The organism is Streptomyces sp. NPDC016640 (genome assembly GCF_043076215.1).
In the GTDB taxonomy this organism is placed as follows: Bacteria; Actinomycetota; Actinomycetes; order Streptomycetales; family Streptomycetaceae; genus Streptomyces.
The window spans coordinates 320,881-335,874 of the sequence record NZ_JBIBRG010000003.1; the positions used below are offsets into that span (position 1 = coordinate 320,881).

Sequence of the window (14,994 nt, forward strand, 5' to 3'; positions counted from 1 at the left end):
GGGGCCTCCGGGATGTGCGGGAGCGTCACAGCAGGACCTCCGGGATGTCGAGGTGCCGGGAGCGCAGCCATTCGCCGAGCGCCTTGGCCTGCGGATCGAAGCGGGCCCGCGCGGCGGCGCCCTCGCCGAGGATCCCCTCGACGACGAAGTTCAGGGCGCGCAGGCGGGGCAGCACGTGCCGGGTGACGGGCAGGTGGGCGGCTTCGGGGATCAGCTTCCGGAACCGCTCCGCGGTCAGCTCGTGCGCGAGCCACCGCCAGGCGTCGTCGCCGCGGACCCACACCCCGACGTTGGCGTTCCCGCCCTTGTCCCCGCTGCGGGCACCGGCGACGAGGCCGAGCGGCGCTCTTCGCGCGGGTCCCGCGGGCAGCGGCTCGGGGAGGGCGGGCTCCGGTGCGTCGTCGAGTGCGGCGGTGTCGGTGGGCGGGTCCACGGCGATCCGGCGTCCGTCGTGGAGGACGGCCACATGGTCGACGTCACCATGGGGGACGTACACAGCCTCGAAGACCCCATAGAGGGAGCCCTTCCCCGGTGGCGCCAGCACATGGAATCCGGGGTAGCTCCCCAGCGCCAGCTCGACGGCGGCCCCGCTCAGCGCCCGCCCGACCGCCTCCCGCGCCGGATCCCGTACGACGAGCCGCAGCAGGGCGCTCGCGGTCTCCTCGGTGCCGGCGTCGGGACGGTCGGTGCGCGCCAGGTTCCAGCGCACCTCGGCGGGCGGCGCCCCGGCGAGCGCGTCCGCCATCTGCTCCCGCACCAGCGCCGCCTTGGCCTCGATGTCGAGCCCGGTCAGGACGAACACGACCTCGCCCCGGAAACCGCCGGGCCGGTTGAGCCCCACCTTCAGCGTCGGCGGCGGGGGCTCCCCCCGGACCCCCTCGACGCGCACCCGGTCGGGGCCGTCCCGGCCGAGCCGTACGGTGTCCAGCCGGGCGGTGACGTCGGGCCCGGCGTACCGGGCACCGCCCGTCTCGTACAGCAGCTGGGCGGTGACGGTGCCGGTGTCGACGAAGCCGCCGGTGCCGGGATGCTTGGTGATGACGCTGCTGCCGTCGGCGTGGATCTCGGCGAGCGGGAACCCGGGCCGCCGCAGACCCGCGAAGGCCCCGGATTCCCTGCCGTCGTTGAAGAAGGCGTAGTTGCCGCCGGTGGCCTGTGTCCCGCACTCCAGCACGTGTCCGGCGACGACGGCCCCCGCGAGCCGGTCGTGGTCCGTCGCCGCCCAGCCGAAGTGGGCGGCGGCGGGCCCGGTGACGAGGGCCGCGTCGGTGACCCGCCCGGTCACCACGATGTCGGCGCCCGCGCGCAGACAGGCGGCGATCCCGAACCCGCCGAGGTAGGCGTGGGCGGCGAGGCTGCCGGGGTACCGCGCGGTGAGGTCGTCGCCCTCGACGTGGGCGACCCGTACCGGGATCCCGAGCCGCCCGGCCAGCTTCCGCACGGCGTCGGCGGCCCCGGCCGGGTTGAGCCCGCCCGCGTTGGTGACGATGCGCACGCCCCGCTCGTGGACGAGGCCGAGGCAGTCCGCCAGCTGCCGCGGGAAGGTGCGGGCGTATCCGGCGGAGGGGTCCTTCAGCCGGTCGCGGGCGAGGACGAGCATGGTCGGCTCGGCGAGGTAGTCGCCGGTGAGGACGTCGACCCCGCCGCCGGTGAGCATCTCGCGCAGGGCGTCGAGGCGGTCGCCGTAGAAGCCGGAGAAGTTCCCGATGCGCAGGGGTGTCGCGGTCACCGCGCGGTGTCCCCCTTCGGCGCGCGTCCGTCCCCGGGCGGGCCGGCGAAGGCCTGGGCGATGTCGAGCCAGCGGTCGGCGTCGGGGCCCTCGGCGGTGAGGGCGAGATCCGCGCGGTGGGCGCGCCGGGTGACCAGGAGGCAGAAGTCGAGGGCGGGGCCGGTGACGCGCTGGGGGGCGTCCTCGGGTCCGTGGACCCACGGCTCACCGCCGCCCGGTGCGACGAGTTCGACCCGGAAGGGGCCGGCGGGCGGGGTGAGTCCATGCACCCCGAAGGCGAAGTCCCTGGTGCGCACCCCGAGCCACGCCACATGCCTGAGCCGCGCGCTGGGTGGCCGCACCACACCGAGCGTGTCCGCCACGTCCAGCCCATGGGCCCAGGTCTCCATGAGACGGGCGGTGGCCATCGAGGCGGCGGACATGGGCGGCCCGTACCAGGGGAAGCGCGCCCCGGGCGGCCCCGAGCGCAGCGCCTTCTCCAGCGCGGCGCGCCCCTCGCGCCACCGCGCGAGCAGTTCGGCGGGCGCGAGCCGCGCGTACGCCTCGGCGCCCTCGTCCACGAAGGTGTGCGGGGCGGCGAGGGCCTTCTCCGCCAGCGCCCGGAACCCGTCCGCGTCGGTGACGGCGAGCAGGGCGCAGTGGTCGGTCCAGACGAGGTGGGCGATCTGGTGGGCCACGCTCCAGCCCGGGGCGGGCGTCCGCAGCGTCCACCGCTGCGCGTCCAGCCCGGCCACCAGCCGGTCGAGCTCCTCGCTCTCCTCACGCAGATCGTCGATCACGGGCGTCGGATCGGGCACGGGGCACTCCCCTCGGACACGGGCACGGACACGGCGGTGTCCGGCGCGGCTGCCTGGAGCATGGCAGCGGGCCGAGAAACAAGCAAGCGTGCTTGCATGAAATGTGGAGGGGACGGTGCGGCCCGCGCTCCGTGGACTCGGCCGACGCCGCGTACACCCGGCACCCCCGCGGCCCCCTGGGCAGAGCCCGTGCACCGGGCACTTCGGTCCGTACCCGCGGTCGGACCCCGGCGGGCGTCCACGCTCCCGGAGGGCGAGCGGGAGGCGGCCCGGAGGGGGTGCCTGCTCGGGCCGCCCGGAGAGGGTGCCTACTCGGGCCGCCCGGAGAGGGGTCCTGCTCGGGCCGCCCGGAGACCTGGCGCGCCCCGCCGCGCCCGGCGACCGTCAGGGGCCGGCCCCCGCCCCCTTCGCGCGCCCCCGCCCCACCTGGGTCCGCACCGCTCCCATGCTGGCCGCGATGACCAGGGCGATGGCGGCGGCCTCCGGGGTGGAGAGGGTCTGGTCGAGGATCAGGAAGCCGGCGGTCGCGGCGAGGGCCGGTTCCAGGCTCATCAGGATCGCGAAGGTGGAGGCGGGCAGGCGGCGCAGGGCCAGCAGTTCCAGGGTGTACGGGAGCACCGAGGACAGCAGCGCGACCGCCGCGCCCAGGGCGAGGACCGTCGGGTCGAGCAGCTTCGTACCGGATTCGACGATGCCCAGCGGCAGGAACAGCACCGCCGCCACCGCCATCGCGAGGGCCAGCCCGTCGGCCTGCGGGAAGCGGCGGCCCGTACGGGCGCTGAAGACGATGTACGCCGCCCACATGGCCCCGGCGCCCAGGGCGAAGGCGACGCCCAGGGGGTCGAGACCGCTGAAGCCGCCGCCGCCCAGGAGGAAGACACCGGCGAGGGCGAGGGCCGCCCAGAGGAGGTTGACCGCGCGCCGGGAGGCCAGCACGGACAGGGCCAGCGGACCGAGGACCTCCAGCGTGACCGCCGGACCGAGCGGGATGCGGGCGACGGACTGGTAGAAGAGCCCGTTCATCGCGGCCATGGCGACACCGAAGACGACCACCGTCCCCCAGTCGGCGCGCGAGTGCCCGCGCAGCCGGGGCCGGCACAGCACCATCAGCACGATCGCCGCCACCAGCAGCCGCAGCGTCACGACCCCGAGCGCACCGGCGCGCGGCATCAGCGTCACCGCCAGTGCCCCGCCGAACTGCACGGAGATCCCTCCGGCGAGCACCAGTCCGACCGGGCCGAGGGAACCCCGCCCGCGCGGGGCACCGGCCGGCGCGGGCGCGTCCCCCCGACCCGTCGCGAGCGGGGCGGCCGGGGTGGCGGGGGTGGCAGCGCTGGGCGTGGTCACGGGGCCTTCCAGGGACGTGGTGCGGGGACGGGCAGGGGTGCTCGTCTCCGTGGATTGTGCAACTCGGTGAACCGTACAGTCCAGGGTAATGGACCAAGTCAGTACCGTGAAGCTCTTACATACCTGACGATGCGGCCCGCGCCCCTGCGCGGTCAACCCCGTCCGTCACGCGAACCCGACGCCTCCCGGGCGGGTGCGCGGCCGGTGGGCCGCACCACCTCGGGACGACCACGGGACGGTACCTTTCCCACCAGTGCCCCCCTCTTGTCCGTTCCCGCCGTCCGAGGCCCCGTGCGACGACTTCTCACCCGTGTCTGGCGACTCCTGCGCCCTGTCCAGAGCCGCATCATGTGGTTGCTGAACGCCAAGTTCGTGGTCGGGGTGACCGGTGTCGTACGCGACGACGAGGGACGGGTCCTGCTGCTCCGGCACCGGATGTGGCCGCCGGACCGCCAGTGGGGCCTGCCCAGCGGCTTCGCGCACCAGGGCGAGGACTTCCGGCGGACCGTGGTGCGCGAAGTCAGGGAGGAGACGGGCCTCGACGTCGAGGCGGGCCGCCTGGTCATGCTGAACAGCGGCTTCCGCACCCGCCTGGAAGTGGCCTACGAGGCCCGTCTGCTGGGCGGCGAACTGCGCCTCGACCCCTCCGAGATCCTGGAGGCCCGCTGGTGCCGCCCGGACGACCTCCCCGAGGGCGCCCAGCCGGTGTGCGGCCCCCTGGTACGGGGCGAGACGGTTCCCTGAGGGCGCCGGCACGTGCGCACAGACGTCGGCCGGCACGTGTGCACAGGCGTCGGCCGGCACGTGCGCACAGACGTCACTGCGGGCGCTGCGCTCCGCCGTCGCCCTCGGGCCGCTCGGCGACGAACGAGCCGAGGCCCACCTCGGCACGGATCAGCCCTTCCCCCTTGAGGTGGGACAGCACCTTCTGGGCGGTCGACGCGGCGATGCCGGACTGGGCCGACGACTCGACCACCGGCGGAACACGAGCACCCACGGGACAGGTGCCGTCCGCGATGCGCGCGGAGACGGCGGCGGCCACCTGCCGCCGGACGGGCCGGGTGCGGTCGAGTCCGGGAGTCGTGCGTCGACCTGGGCAGGGACCTGCACGCCCACGCCCGGGAGCTCCTCCCGGGCACACCGCACGGCGGACTCCGCCACCTCGCCGCGTGCCTGACCGGGGCGCTCGCCGACGCGCCGCGGGTGGCGGAGAGCCGGGGCGGAGGCTGGAGCGGCTGATCTGAGCATGGTGCGAGCACAAGGGCGGCGGCTGCTCACTCCTTTCCGTCGAGGGCAGCCGCCAGCACCTCCGCCAGGTGCCTCCCCCGCACCCCCGCCAGCTGCTCCATCTGCGTCCGGCAGGAGAAGCCGTCGGCCAGGAGCACCGCCTCGTCCGGCGCCTCCCGCAGCGACGGCAGGAGCTGGTCCTCCGCGCAGGCCGCGGAGACCTCGTAGTGGCCGGTCTCGAAGCCGAAGTTGCCCGCCAGACCGCAGCAGCCGCCGCTCAGCTCGCCGCTCAGGCCCGCGGCGGCGCGCAGGGCACGGTCCGCCGAGTCGCCCAGCACCGCGTGCTGGTGGCAGTGGGTCTGGCCGACGACGGGGCGGTTCAGGGCCGGCGGGGTCCAGTCCGGGGCGTACCGCTCCAGGGCCTCCGCGAAGGTGACGACCCGCGCGGCGAGCCGTGCCGCGCGGGGGTCGTCGTGCAGCAGCTCCGGTGCGTCCGTGCGCAGGGCCGCCGCGCAGCTCGGTTCCAGGACGACCAGCGGGACGTCGGTGGCCAGCACCGGTTCCAGCAGATCCAGCGTGCGGCGCAGCACCGCGCGGGCGCGGTCGAGCTGGCCCGTGGAGATGTACGTCAGGCCGCAGCAGACCCGGCCCCGGCGGACCGTCAGCAGCGACAGCGCCGAGCGCGAGCGGGCGTCGCCCACCGGGCGGCGCCCGGCCGGCCGCAGCGTCGGAGGCAGCGTCACCCGCAGGCCGGCTGCCTCCAGCACGCGCACGGCCGCCCGGCCCACCGACGGCGACAGGTGCTCCGTGAACGTGTCCGGCCAGAGGACCACCGGCGTCCCCTGGCCGGAGGGCGCCCGCCGCCCCCGCCACCAGCGGGTGAAGGGCTCCTCCGCCACCCGGGGGATCTCCCGTTCCCGCGCGACGCCGCCCAGCCGTTTCGCCGCCCGGGCGAGCGGGCCCACGGAGGCCAGGCCGTTCACGACCCCCGCCGACCTCGTGCGCGCCACCCAGCCCAGCCACACCGGCAGCCACCCCATCACGTAGTGCGCGGCCGGGCGGCGGCGGCCCGCGTAGTGGTGGTGCAGGAACTCCGCCTTGTACGTGGCCATGTCGACCCCGACCGGGCAGTCCGAGCGGCAGCCCTTGCAGGACAGGCACAGGTCCAGCGCGTCCCGTACCTCCGTGGACCGCCAGCCGTCGGTCACCAGCTCGCCGGCGAGCATCTCGTGCAGCAGACGGGCGCGCCCGCGCGTGGAGTGCTCCTCCTCGCCGGTCGCCCGGAACGACGGGCACATCACCGCCGGCCCCGACACGGACGCCGTACGGCACTTGGCGACGCCCACACAGCGGCGCACCGCGGCCGGGAAGCCGCCGCCGTCGGCGGGATAGCCGAAGGCGACGTCCACCGGTCCGCGCGGGAGGACGGAGAAGCGGAGGCCGGCGTCCAGGGGCGCCGGGCGCACCAGCACGCCCGGGTTGAGCAGGTCGTCCGGGTCCCAGACGCCCTTCACGCGTTCGAAGAGGGCGACCGTCTCCGCGCCGTACATCCGCGGCAGCAGTTCCGCACGCGCCTGCCCGTCCCCGTGCTCCCCGGAGAGGGAACCGCCGTGCGCCACGACCAGATCGGCCAGCTCCTCCGAGAAACGCCGGAAACCGGCGATGCCCGGCCCGGTCAGCAGGTCGAAGTCGATGCGCACATGGATGCAGCCGTCGCCGAAATGCCCGTACGGAGTGCCGCGCAGCCCGTGGGAGACGAGCAGGGCGCGGAAGTCCCGCAGATACGCGCCAAGGCGGGCGGGCGGCACCGCGCAGTCCTCCCAGCCGGGCCAGGCCTCCGTGCCGTCCGGCATCCTGGTCGCCGTGCCGCTCGCGTCCTCCCGGACGCGCCACAGCGCGCGCTGCGGGGCGGGGTCGGTGACCACCAGGGCGTCCACGACGTCCGCCGCGCGGACGACCTCCTCCGCACGCGCGCGTGCCTCCGCCACCGTGTCCCCGCCGGTCTCCACGAACAGCCAGGCCCCGCCGCGCGGAAGGCCCGCGGCGGACGGCACCAGATCCGCCGCCATGCCCTCCACGGTCAACGGGCCCCACGGCAGCAGTCCGGCCGCGGCCTCCGCGGCCCCGCTCTCGTCGGCGTACCCCAGCACGGCGAGCGCCCGCGCGCGGGGGGCCCGTACGAGGTCCACGACCGCCTCCGTGAGCACGCCCAGCGTGCCCTCCGAACCGCAGAGGGAACGGGCGACGTCGGCGCCCTTCTCCGGCAGGAGGGCGTCCACGGCGTACCCGGAGATGCGGCGGGGCAGCTCCGGGAAGCCGGTGCGCAGCCGGGCCGGCTCGGCGTCCGCCAGTTCCCGCAGGCCCGCCGGGGCCCCGGACCAGCCCCGCCCCGGCCGGAGGCGCTCCCCGCGCGCGGTGACGACCGACAGCTCCCGCACGTTGTCCGCCGTCGTTCCCCAGGCCACCGAATGGGAGCCGCAGGAGTTGTTGCCGATCATGCCGCCGAGGGTGCAGCGGCTGTGCGTGGAGGGATCGGGCCCGAAGCACAGCCCGTGCGGGGCGGCGGCCTCCTGGAGGCGGTCGAGGACCAGGCCGGGCTGGACGACGGCCGTGCGTGCCTCCGGGTCGAGGGACAGCAGGCGGTTCATGTGCCGGGTGAAGTCGAGCACCACACCGGTGCCGGTCGCCTGCCCCGCGATCGACGTGCCGCCGCCGCGCGCCACCACCGGGACGCCGTGCGTCCGGCACACCGCCAGGGCCGCCGCCACGTCGTCGGCGTCCCGTGGCGCGACCACGCCGAGCGGCACCCGGCGGTAGTTGGAGGCGTCCATGGTGGTCAGCGCCCGCGCGGTCGTACCGAAGTCGACCTCGCCGCGCACGGCCGCCCGCAGCGCGGCCCGCAACTCCCGGAGATCCGTCATGCACTCAGGATGCCCACGTCGCGATCGCCCCTTGGCCGACAACCTACTTGAAAAAATGTGGCACAACCCCTCCCAAGTCGATCAGGGACTCACATATAGTGACCGCGAGTTGCGCGTAGTTGTCGGGCACTCGCTCGAGAAGCGACCCCGGATCCGGATCCGGCAACCCCCTGGACACGAGCGGGCCGTGCGGACGACGGTGCACACCCGCGGACCCGACCGAGGACCCTGATCGATGACCTTCCCCCCACTCCCCGGTGACCGCGCCGCCGCCCCCCGCGGCCCGCTGACCGTGCCGCTGCTCACCGCCGTACTCGCCGCGCTCGCGGTCACCGCCGCTGTGTTCCTCGGACCGGAGTCCGCGCGCGGTGCCCTCGCGGTGACCGGGACGGTCGCCGGCCTGCTGCTGTGCGCGGCGGCCACGGTGGCCGCCCGGGCCGTTTCGTCGGCGCGCGCGACGCGGACCCGCCTGAACACCGTCACCCAGGACCTCGGCCGGCTGCTCCAGGAGCGGAACCGGCTCACCGAGGAGCACACCGCCGAACTCGCACGGCTCACCCGGGAGCACGCCGCCGCGACCGCACGCCTCACCGAGGAGCACGCCGCCCACGTCGCACGGCTGGACGCCCGGCTGCGCGAGGCCGACGGCGCCCGCGCCGCCGCGCTGTCCGCGACCGCCAACGCCGCCGGCCGCATGCAGGCCCTGGCCACCGGCATGCTCGCGGACCTGCGCGCCATGGAGGAGAAGCACCACGACGAGGAGGTCCTCACCGACCTGCTCCACCTCGACCACCGCACCGCGCAGGCGGGCAGGCTCGCCGACTCCGTCGCCGTCCTCACCGGCGCCCGCTCGGGCCGCCGCTGGGCCCGCCCCATCGCCATGGAATCGATTCTGCGCGGCGCCATGGGCCGGATCAGCGGCTACCAGCGCATCCGCGTGCACGCCGCCAGCGACACCGCCGTCGCCGGGCACGCCGCCGAGGGCGTGATGCACGCGCTCGCCGAGCTCCTCGACAACGCCGCGAACTTCTCGCCGCCGACCGCCGAGGTCCACGTCTACGTCGAGGAGGTCCCGGCCGGCATCATCGTGTCCGTCGAGGACAGCGGACTCGTCATGAGCGAGGTCCAGCTGCGCCGCGCCGAACGCGCGGTCTCCGGCGGCACCACCGACCTCGGCGGCCTCACCGGCACCCGGCTCGGCCTGGCCGTGGTCGGCCGGCTGGCCCGGCGGTACGGCCTCAAGGTCTCCTACCGCCCCTCGGCCCGCGGCGGCACCAGCGTGCTGATGCTCGTCCCGCAGGAGATCCTCACGGCGACGGACGCGTCCGCGCCCCCGTCCACCGGCGCCGCACCGGCCGGCAAGGCCACCACCACGACCGCCGGTCCGACCGCACCGGCGGCCTCGTCCACCACGGCGGCACCAGCCACCACGCCGGCCACCGACACCGCCGAACCGGCGGCCGGGCCGACGGCCGCGGGCCTCCCCCGCCGGAGCCGTACGAAGGCCGAACCGGCCCCCGCCGCGGACACGCCCCACCCGGAAACAGGCCACCTCACCACGCCCGCCCCCGACGCGACGGAACCGGAAACGAGCCACCTCACCACGCGCGACACCGCCCCGGCGACCCCCACCACGCCCACTCCCGGCACCACGGCCCCCGGCACGACGGCCCCCGACCGCGACCCGGTGCCCACGCACGAGTCCCCGGACCGGGACACCGAAGCCGCCCCGCTGGTACTGCCCCGCCGCCGACGCGGCCGGACCCTCGCCGACGCCGAGCGCACGCGGTCCGCCGACCGCACCGCCGTCCCCCGCCCCGCCCCCACCGCCGAGGAGAGCCGGGCCCGCACGGCCCGCTTCAGCAGCTTCCGGCAGGCCGTCCGCCCCGCCGCCGCGCCCGACGCTCACTCCAGACCCGACACGGCCCCCACAGCCGAGCACATCCCCACGACCCCGGAAGGCGACACGACCTCATGACCGGCACGACGACCGTCGACGAGAAGCTCACCTGGCTGATAGAGGGCCTGCTGGAGCGCACGCCGGGCGCGCGACACGCGCTCGTGCTGTCCCGTGACGGCCTGAAACTGTGCCGCACCCCGGAGCTCTCCACCGACCAGGCCGACCAGCTGGCGGCGATCGCCGCCGGCATCCAGTCGCTGTCCCACGGCGCCTCGGTCGAGTTCGGCGACGGCAGCGGAGGCGTGCGCTCGGCGATGACCGAGTTCTACGGCGGCGTCCTCTTCATCGTGGAGGCCGGCCAGGGCGCGCACCTGGCCGTCGTCACCACCGAGGACGCGGACGCCGGCCTCGTCGGCCACAACATGAGCGAACTGGTGGAGCAGCTCGGCGAGCACCTGACCGCCCCGCCGCGCACCTCATGAGCAGGCCCGGCAGGGACGATGCCCCGGACCGGCTCTACACCCTCACCCAGGGGCGCAGCCGGTCCGGCCCCGACAACCCCTTCGACCTGGTGACCCTGGTCGTCGCCGAGTGCGATCCGGTGACCGGCATGCAGTCCGAGCACGCGGCGATCCTGCGGATGACCGAACGCCCCACGGCGGTCGTGGAGATCGCGGCCGAGCTGAAACTGCCCGTGAGCATCACCCGGATCCTGCTCTCCGACCTCCTCGCGGCGGGCCGGGTCAGCGCCCGTCACCCCCACAGGACCGCCGTTTACGACCCCGACATCCTGGAGCAGGTGCTCGTTGGACTCCGCAACCTCTGAGAGACGCACACCGCTGCGCGCCTCCGCCGACAACGGGCTGAAAATCGTGGTCGTGGGCGGCTTCGGCGCCGGCAAGACGACGATGGTCCGCTCGGTCAGCGAGATACGTCCCCTCACCACCGAGGAGACGATGACCCAGGCGGGCGAGGCGGTCGACGACGTCAGCGCGGTGCGCGGCAAGACCGCGACCACCGTCGCCTTCGACTTCGGCCGCATCTCGCTCGACGCGCGCAACGTGCTGTACCTGTTCGGCGCGCCCGGCCAGGAACGCTTCTGGTTCCTGTGGGACCGGCTGTTCTCCGGCGCCCTCGGCGCGGTCGTCCTCGTCGACACCCGCCGCATCGACGACTCCTGGTACGCCATCGACCGCCTGGAACGACACGGCACGCCCTTCATCGTGGCCTGCAACGACTTCGGCGGCCCCGCCTTCACCCCGGAGCAGATCCGCGACTCCCTCGACCTCGACCCGCACGTACCGCTGATCACCTGCGACGCGCGGTCCCGGGAGTCCGGCAAGCTGGTCCTGATCACGCTGGTGGAGCACATCCGGGCCCTGTACGCCGATCCCGCCCGAGCCCCCCGTCAGGAGCTGGTGTGAGCACCGCCCCCACTTCCGTCCCCGTCCCCCTCGACGGACCCCTGCTGCAGAGCGACCCGGCCAGGGCGTACCGGGAGATGCGGCGCGAGCACGGCAGCGTGGTCCCGGTACTGCTCGACGGCGGCATACCGGCCTGGCTGGTGCTCGGCTACCGCGAACTGCACCAGGTCACCGGCGACCCCGCGCTGTTCAGCCGCGACCCCGAGCTGTGGAACCGGTGGGACGACCTCCCCGACGACTGGCCGCTGCGCGCGATGATCAGCCGCAGGCAGCCGTCGATCCTGCACACGACTGGTGAGGACCACCGCCGGCGCGTCGCGATGCTGGTCGACGCGCTGGAGTCGGTGAACCCCTTCCAGCTCCGCGGCCACACGGAGAGGTTCGCGGACGAGCTGATCGACGGCATCTGCACCCGGGGCACCGCCGACATCGTCGGCGAGTACGCGATGCGGCTCCCGGTACGGGTCCTGGCCTGGCTCTTCGGCTTCGGCGACGAGGAGGGCCCGGGCCTGGTCACCGCCCTCAACGCCATAGCCGACGGCCGGGACCACGACCAGGCCGGCGGGATGCTCCTGCTCACGTCGATGACGCGGCTGGTGGCCGCCCGCCGGGACGAGCCCGCCGACGACGTGGTGTCCCGGATGCTCGCCGACCCCGCCGGTTACACCGACGAGGAGGTCATCCACGACCTGACGGTGATGCTGGGGGCCGGTCACCTGCCCACCGCCGACTGGATCGGCAACTCCCTGCGCCTGATGCTGACCGACAGCCGGTTCGCCGCGTCCCTGTTCGGCGGCCGCAACAGCATCGCCGAGGCGATGAACGAGGTGCTGTGGGAGGACACGCCCAACCAGAACGTGGCCGGCCGCTGGGCCTCCCGCGACACCCAGCTCGGCGGTCGCCGCGTCCGCGCCGGCGACCTGCTGCTGCTCGGCCTGCAGGGCGCCAACTCCGACCCCCAGGTCCGCACCGACAGTTCGGCGCTGACCGGCGGCAACAACGCCCACTTCTCCTTCGGCCACGGGGAGCACCGCTGCCCGTTCCCGGCGCAGGAGATCGCCGAGGTGATCGCGCGGACCGGCATCGAGGTCGTCCTGGACCGGCTGCCGGACATCGACCTGGCGGTGCCGGCCGCGTCCCTGACCCGCCGGCCGTCCCCGTTCATGCGGGGGCTGTCCGAACTCCCGGTCACCTTCACCCCCACCCCCGCCCTCAAGGGCACGCTCGCCTGACGGCGGGCGGCCCGCCGGCCGCCCGCCGCCCGTCTCAGCGGCCGGACGATGTTTCGCCCCGGTTTCACTCAGCCGCTAGGCTCCCGTCGTGGCTGAGATCCGGATTCCTGCTGACATCAAGCCCGCCGACGGTCGTTTCGGTGCGGGCCCCTCCAAGGTGCGGACGGAAGCGCTGGACGCGCTGGCCGCGACCGGTACGTCCCTGCTGGGCACCTCCCACCGCCAGGCCCCGGTCAAGAACCTGGTCGGCAGGGTGCGCGAGGGCGTCCGGGAACTGTTCCGGCTCCCCGACGGATACGAGGTGGTCCTCGGCAACGGCGGCTCCACCGCGTTCTGGGACATCGCGACCCACGGCCTGATCGAGAACAAGTCGCAGCACCTCAGCTTCGGCGAGTTCAGCTCCAAGTTCGCCAAGGCCGCCAAGCTCGCCCCCTGGCTGGCCGAGCCCACCGTCATCTCCGCCGACCCGGGCACGCACCCCGAGGCACAGGCGGAGGCGGGCGTGGACGTGTACGCGTTCACCCACAACGAGACCTCCACCGGCGTCGCCATGCCCCTCGAGCGGGTGGCCGGTGCCGACGAGGGCGCCCTCGTCCTCGTGGACGCCACCTCCGGCGCGGGCGGCCTGCCCGTCGACATCGCCGAGACGGACGTCTACTACTTCGCCCCGCAGAAGTCCTTCGCCTCCGACGGCGGCCTGTGGATCGGCGTGTTCTCCCCGGCCGCGATCGAGCGCGCCGAACGGATCCACGCCTCCGGCCGCCACGTCCCGGAGTTCTTCTCCCTCCCCACCGCGATCGACAACTCCCGCAAGAACCAGACGTACAACACCCCGGCCCTCGCCACCCTGTTCCTGCTGAACGAGCAGCTGGAGTGGATCAACGGCCAGGGCGGTCTCGACTGGTCCACGGCCCGCACGAAGGACTCCTCGACCCGCCTGTACGACTGGGCGGAGAGCGCGAAGTCCGCGGCCCCGTTCGTCACCGACCCGGCCAAGCGCTCCCAGGTCATCGGCACCATCGACTTCACGGACGAGGTCGACGCCGCCGCCGTCGCCAAGGTGCTGCGCGCCAACGGCATCGTCGACACCGAGCCCTACCGCAAGCTCGGCCGCAACCAGCTCCGGGTCGCGATGTTCCCGGCGATCGACCCGGCGGACGTCGAGGCGCTGACCAAGTGCGTCGACTACGTGATCGAGCGGCTCTGATCAGTCACACGTGAGCGAAAGGGCGCCCGGCGGTGATCCACCGGGCGCCCTTTCGCACGTGCGCCGCCTACACGAACTGACGGAGGAAGGCCCGCCAGCTCTCACGGGAGACGGTGAGCAGAGGACCGTCCTGCCGCTTGCTGTCACGGACGACCCGACCGCAGTCGGACGTGTCGGCCACTTCGACGCAGTCACCCTGCTGGCCGGAGTAGGACGACTTCCGGAAGGGACCCACAGCCTCGGTCACGATCAGTCTTCTTTCATGCTCCGCAATACGTCCCGGATGAGCCTCGCGCTCGCTTCCGGCGCCAACGCCGCTGATCGTAGTTGGTCGTACATATTCGCGTAAGCGGTCAGGTCTTCCGGGGCCTCAAGAACCGACGTTCCTCTCAGGTTCTCCAGCGTCACCGCTTCGACAACCGGCTCGGAATCGAAACTGAAGGAGGAGAACGCGGAGGTCGTAGCCGCCAGGGCTCCCGCACTGAAGGGCAACACCTGCACGGTGACGTTCTTTCTCTTCGCGAGTTCGAGAATGGCGGACAGCTGCTCCCTGTGGATCCCGACCTCCACCAGCGGATGCACCACGACCGCTTCCCAGAGGATGGCGGTGTACGACGCGCCGCCCTCCTCGATCTTCGCCTGCCGCCCCTCGCGTACCTTCACCAGCTGGCCGACCACCTCCGGGGCCACGTAATCAGGGCCTGCGGCGATGACTCCTTCCGCGTAGGCCGCTGTTTGCAGAAGCCCGGGGACGAGCACCGGCTGCCACTGCCGGATGTACGTCGCGTCGTCCTCCAGCGCGATGTGGTCCACGTAGTCCGGGCGCAGGTGCTCGGCGTGCTCCAGCCACCACCCACGCCGCTTCGACTGCTTCGCCAACGCCTCCAACTTCTCACGCACTTCGTCGTCGTCGACGCCGTACGCCTTCAACATGGCCCGGATTTCGATGGGGCGAGCGATGACGTGCCCGGTCTCGATACGGCTGACCCGGGTCTGGTGGGCCGCGATCACCTCGGCGGCCTGCGGCTGGTCGAGCCTGGCCGCCAACCGGTAGCGCCTGAGGGCAGCACCAAGTCGCCTGCTGCGTACGGTCGGTCGTCCACCTGTGGGCATCTCGGTCCCCCTTCGACAGATCACTGTAGAGCAAGGTACATACTGCACATACGTACGACAGCATGTATGCGACCTTTTGGATTGCGAGCTTCGCTTT

General features: G+C 73.9%; 14 protein-coding genes. 7 read left to right on the plus strand and 7 right to left on the minus strand.

Annotated elements, in window-relative coordinates:
- Positions 1-25: 25 nt before the first annotated feature.
- The 3 genes from ACF07S_RS08320 to ACF07S_RS08330 all read right to left on the minus strand — a co-directional run bounded on the left by ACF07S_RS08320 (position 26) and on the right by ACF07S_RS08330 (position 3,873).
- A complete protein-coding gene (locus ACF07S_RS08320; RefSeq protein WP_391973734.1) occupies positions 26-1,729 on the minus strand; it encodes an acyclic terpene utilization AtuA family protein in 1,704 nt (567 codons plus the stop codon).
- Positions 1,726-2,526 carry a TIGR03084 family metal-binding protein gene (locus ACF07S_RS08325; RefSeq protein WP_391963751.1) on the minus strand — a complete coding sequence of 267 codons (801 nt, stop codon included), beginning with the start codon at positions 2,524-2,526 and terminating at the stop codon, positions 1,726-1,728. The genes ACF07S_RS08320 and ACF07S_RS08325 overlap by 4 nt, the downstream gene beginning before the upstream one ends.
- Positions 2,527-2,910: 384 nt before the next feature.
- Complete coding sequence (locus tag ACF07S_RS08330) at positions 2,911-3,873, minus strand: DMT family transporter (RefSeq protein ID WP_391973735.1); 963 nt, start codon at positions 3,871-3,873, stop codon at positions 2,911-2,913.
- A 291-nt stretch (positions 3,874-4,164) separates the two neighbouring features.
- On the opposite strand from ACF07S_RS08330, the gene ACF07S_RS08335 reads away from it, so the two are divergent.
- Positions 4,165-4,617, plus strand: coding sequence for an NUDIX hydrolase (locus ACF07S_RS08335; protein WP_391963753.1), 453 nt, complete (start codon positions 4,165-4,167; stop codon positions 4,615-4,617).
- 73 nt (positions 4,618-4,690) lie between these two features.
- Here ACF07S_RS08335 and ACF07S_RS08340 read toward each other — a convergent pair whose 3' ends face one another.
- Both ACF07S_RS08340 and ACF07S_RS08345 read right to left on the minus strand, forming a co-directional pair.
- Positions 4,691-5,014 (minus strand): GntR family transcriptional regulator, encoded by a 324-nt coding sequence (locus ACF07S_RS08340; protein WP_391973736.1) that lies wholly within the window; start codon positions 5,012-5,014, stop codon positions 4,691-4,693.
- Between the two features lie 133 nt (positions 5,015-5,147).
- The gene (locus ACF07S_RS08345; protein WP_391973737.1) at positions 5,148-8,021 is read right to left on the minus strand and encodes an FAD-binding and (Fe-S)-binding domain-containing protein; all 2,874 of its coding nucleotides are present in this window, start codon (positions 8,019-8,021) and stop codon (positions 5,148-5,150) included.
- A gap of 235 nt (positions 8,022-8,256) precedes the next feature.
- On the opposite strand from ACF07S_RS08345, the gene ACF07S_RS08350 reads away from it, so the two are divergent.
- From ACF07S_RS08350 to serC, 6 genes are all read left to right on the plus strand, one after another.
- On the plus strand, positions 8,257-9,999 hold the full coding sequence (locus ACF07S_RS08350) for an ATP-binding protein (protein WP_391973738.1): 1,743 nt from the start codon (positions 8,257-8,259) through the stop codon (positions 9,997-9,999).
- Positions 9,996-10,403 (plus strand): roadblock/LC7 domain-containing protein, encoded by a 408-nt coding sequence (locus ACF07S_RS08355; protein ID WP_391963757.1) that lies wholly within the window; start codon positions 9,996-9,998, stop codon positions 10,401-10,403. Before ACF07S_RS08350 ends, ACF07S_RS08355 begins: the two co-directional genes overlap by 4 nt.
- Positions 10,400-10,747, plus strand: coding sequence for a DUF742 domain-containing protein (locus tag ACF07S_RS08360; RefSeq protein WP_391973739.1), 348 nt, complete (start codon positions 10,400-10,402; stop codon positions 10,745-10,747). Before ACF07S_RS08355 ends, ACF07S_RS08360 begins: the two co-directional genes overlap by 4 nt.
- Entirely contained in the window at positions 10,728-11,345 is a 618-nt protein-coding gene (locus ACF07S_RS08365) for an ATP/GTP-binding protein (RefSeq protein WP_391973740.1), read from the plus strand. Before ACF07S_RS08360 ends, ACF07S_RS08365 begins: the two co-directional genes overlap by 20 nt.
- Positions 11,342-12,577, plus strand: coding sequence for a cytochrome P450 (locus ACF07S_RS08370; protein ID WP_391963760.1), 1,236 nt, complete (start codon positions 11,342-11,344; stop codon positions 12,575-12,577). The genes ACF07S_RS08365 and ACF07S_RS08370 overlap by 4 nt, the downstream gene beginning before the upstream one ends.
- Positions 12,578-12,665: 88 nt before the next feature.
- Positions 12,666-13,784: a phosphoserine transaminase gene (serC, locus tag ACF07S_RS08375; RefSeq protein WP_391963761.1), complete on the plus strand. Its 1,119-nt coding sequence runs from the start codon at positions 12,666-12,668 to the stop codon at positions 13,782-13,784.
- 67 nt (positions 13,785-13,851) lie between these two features.
- Here the strand turns inward: serC and ACF07S_RS08380 are convergent, their stop codons facing one another.
- Complete coding sequence (locus tag ACF07S_RS08380; RefSeq protein ID WP_391963762.1) at positions 13,852-14,031, minus strand: DUF397 domain-containing protein; 180 nt, start codon at positions 14,029-14,031, stop codon at positions 13,852-13,854.
- 2 nt (positions 14,032-14,033) lie between these two features.
- The gene (locus tag ACF07S_RS08385) at positions 14,034-14,897 is read right to left on the minus strand and encodes a helix-turn-helix domain-containing protein (RefSeq protein ID WP_391963763.1); all 864 of its coding nucleotides are present in this window, start codon (positions 14,895-14,897) and stop codon (positions 14,034-14,036) included.
- Positions 14,898-14,994: the final 97 nt, after the last annotated feature.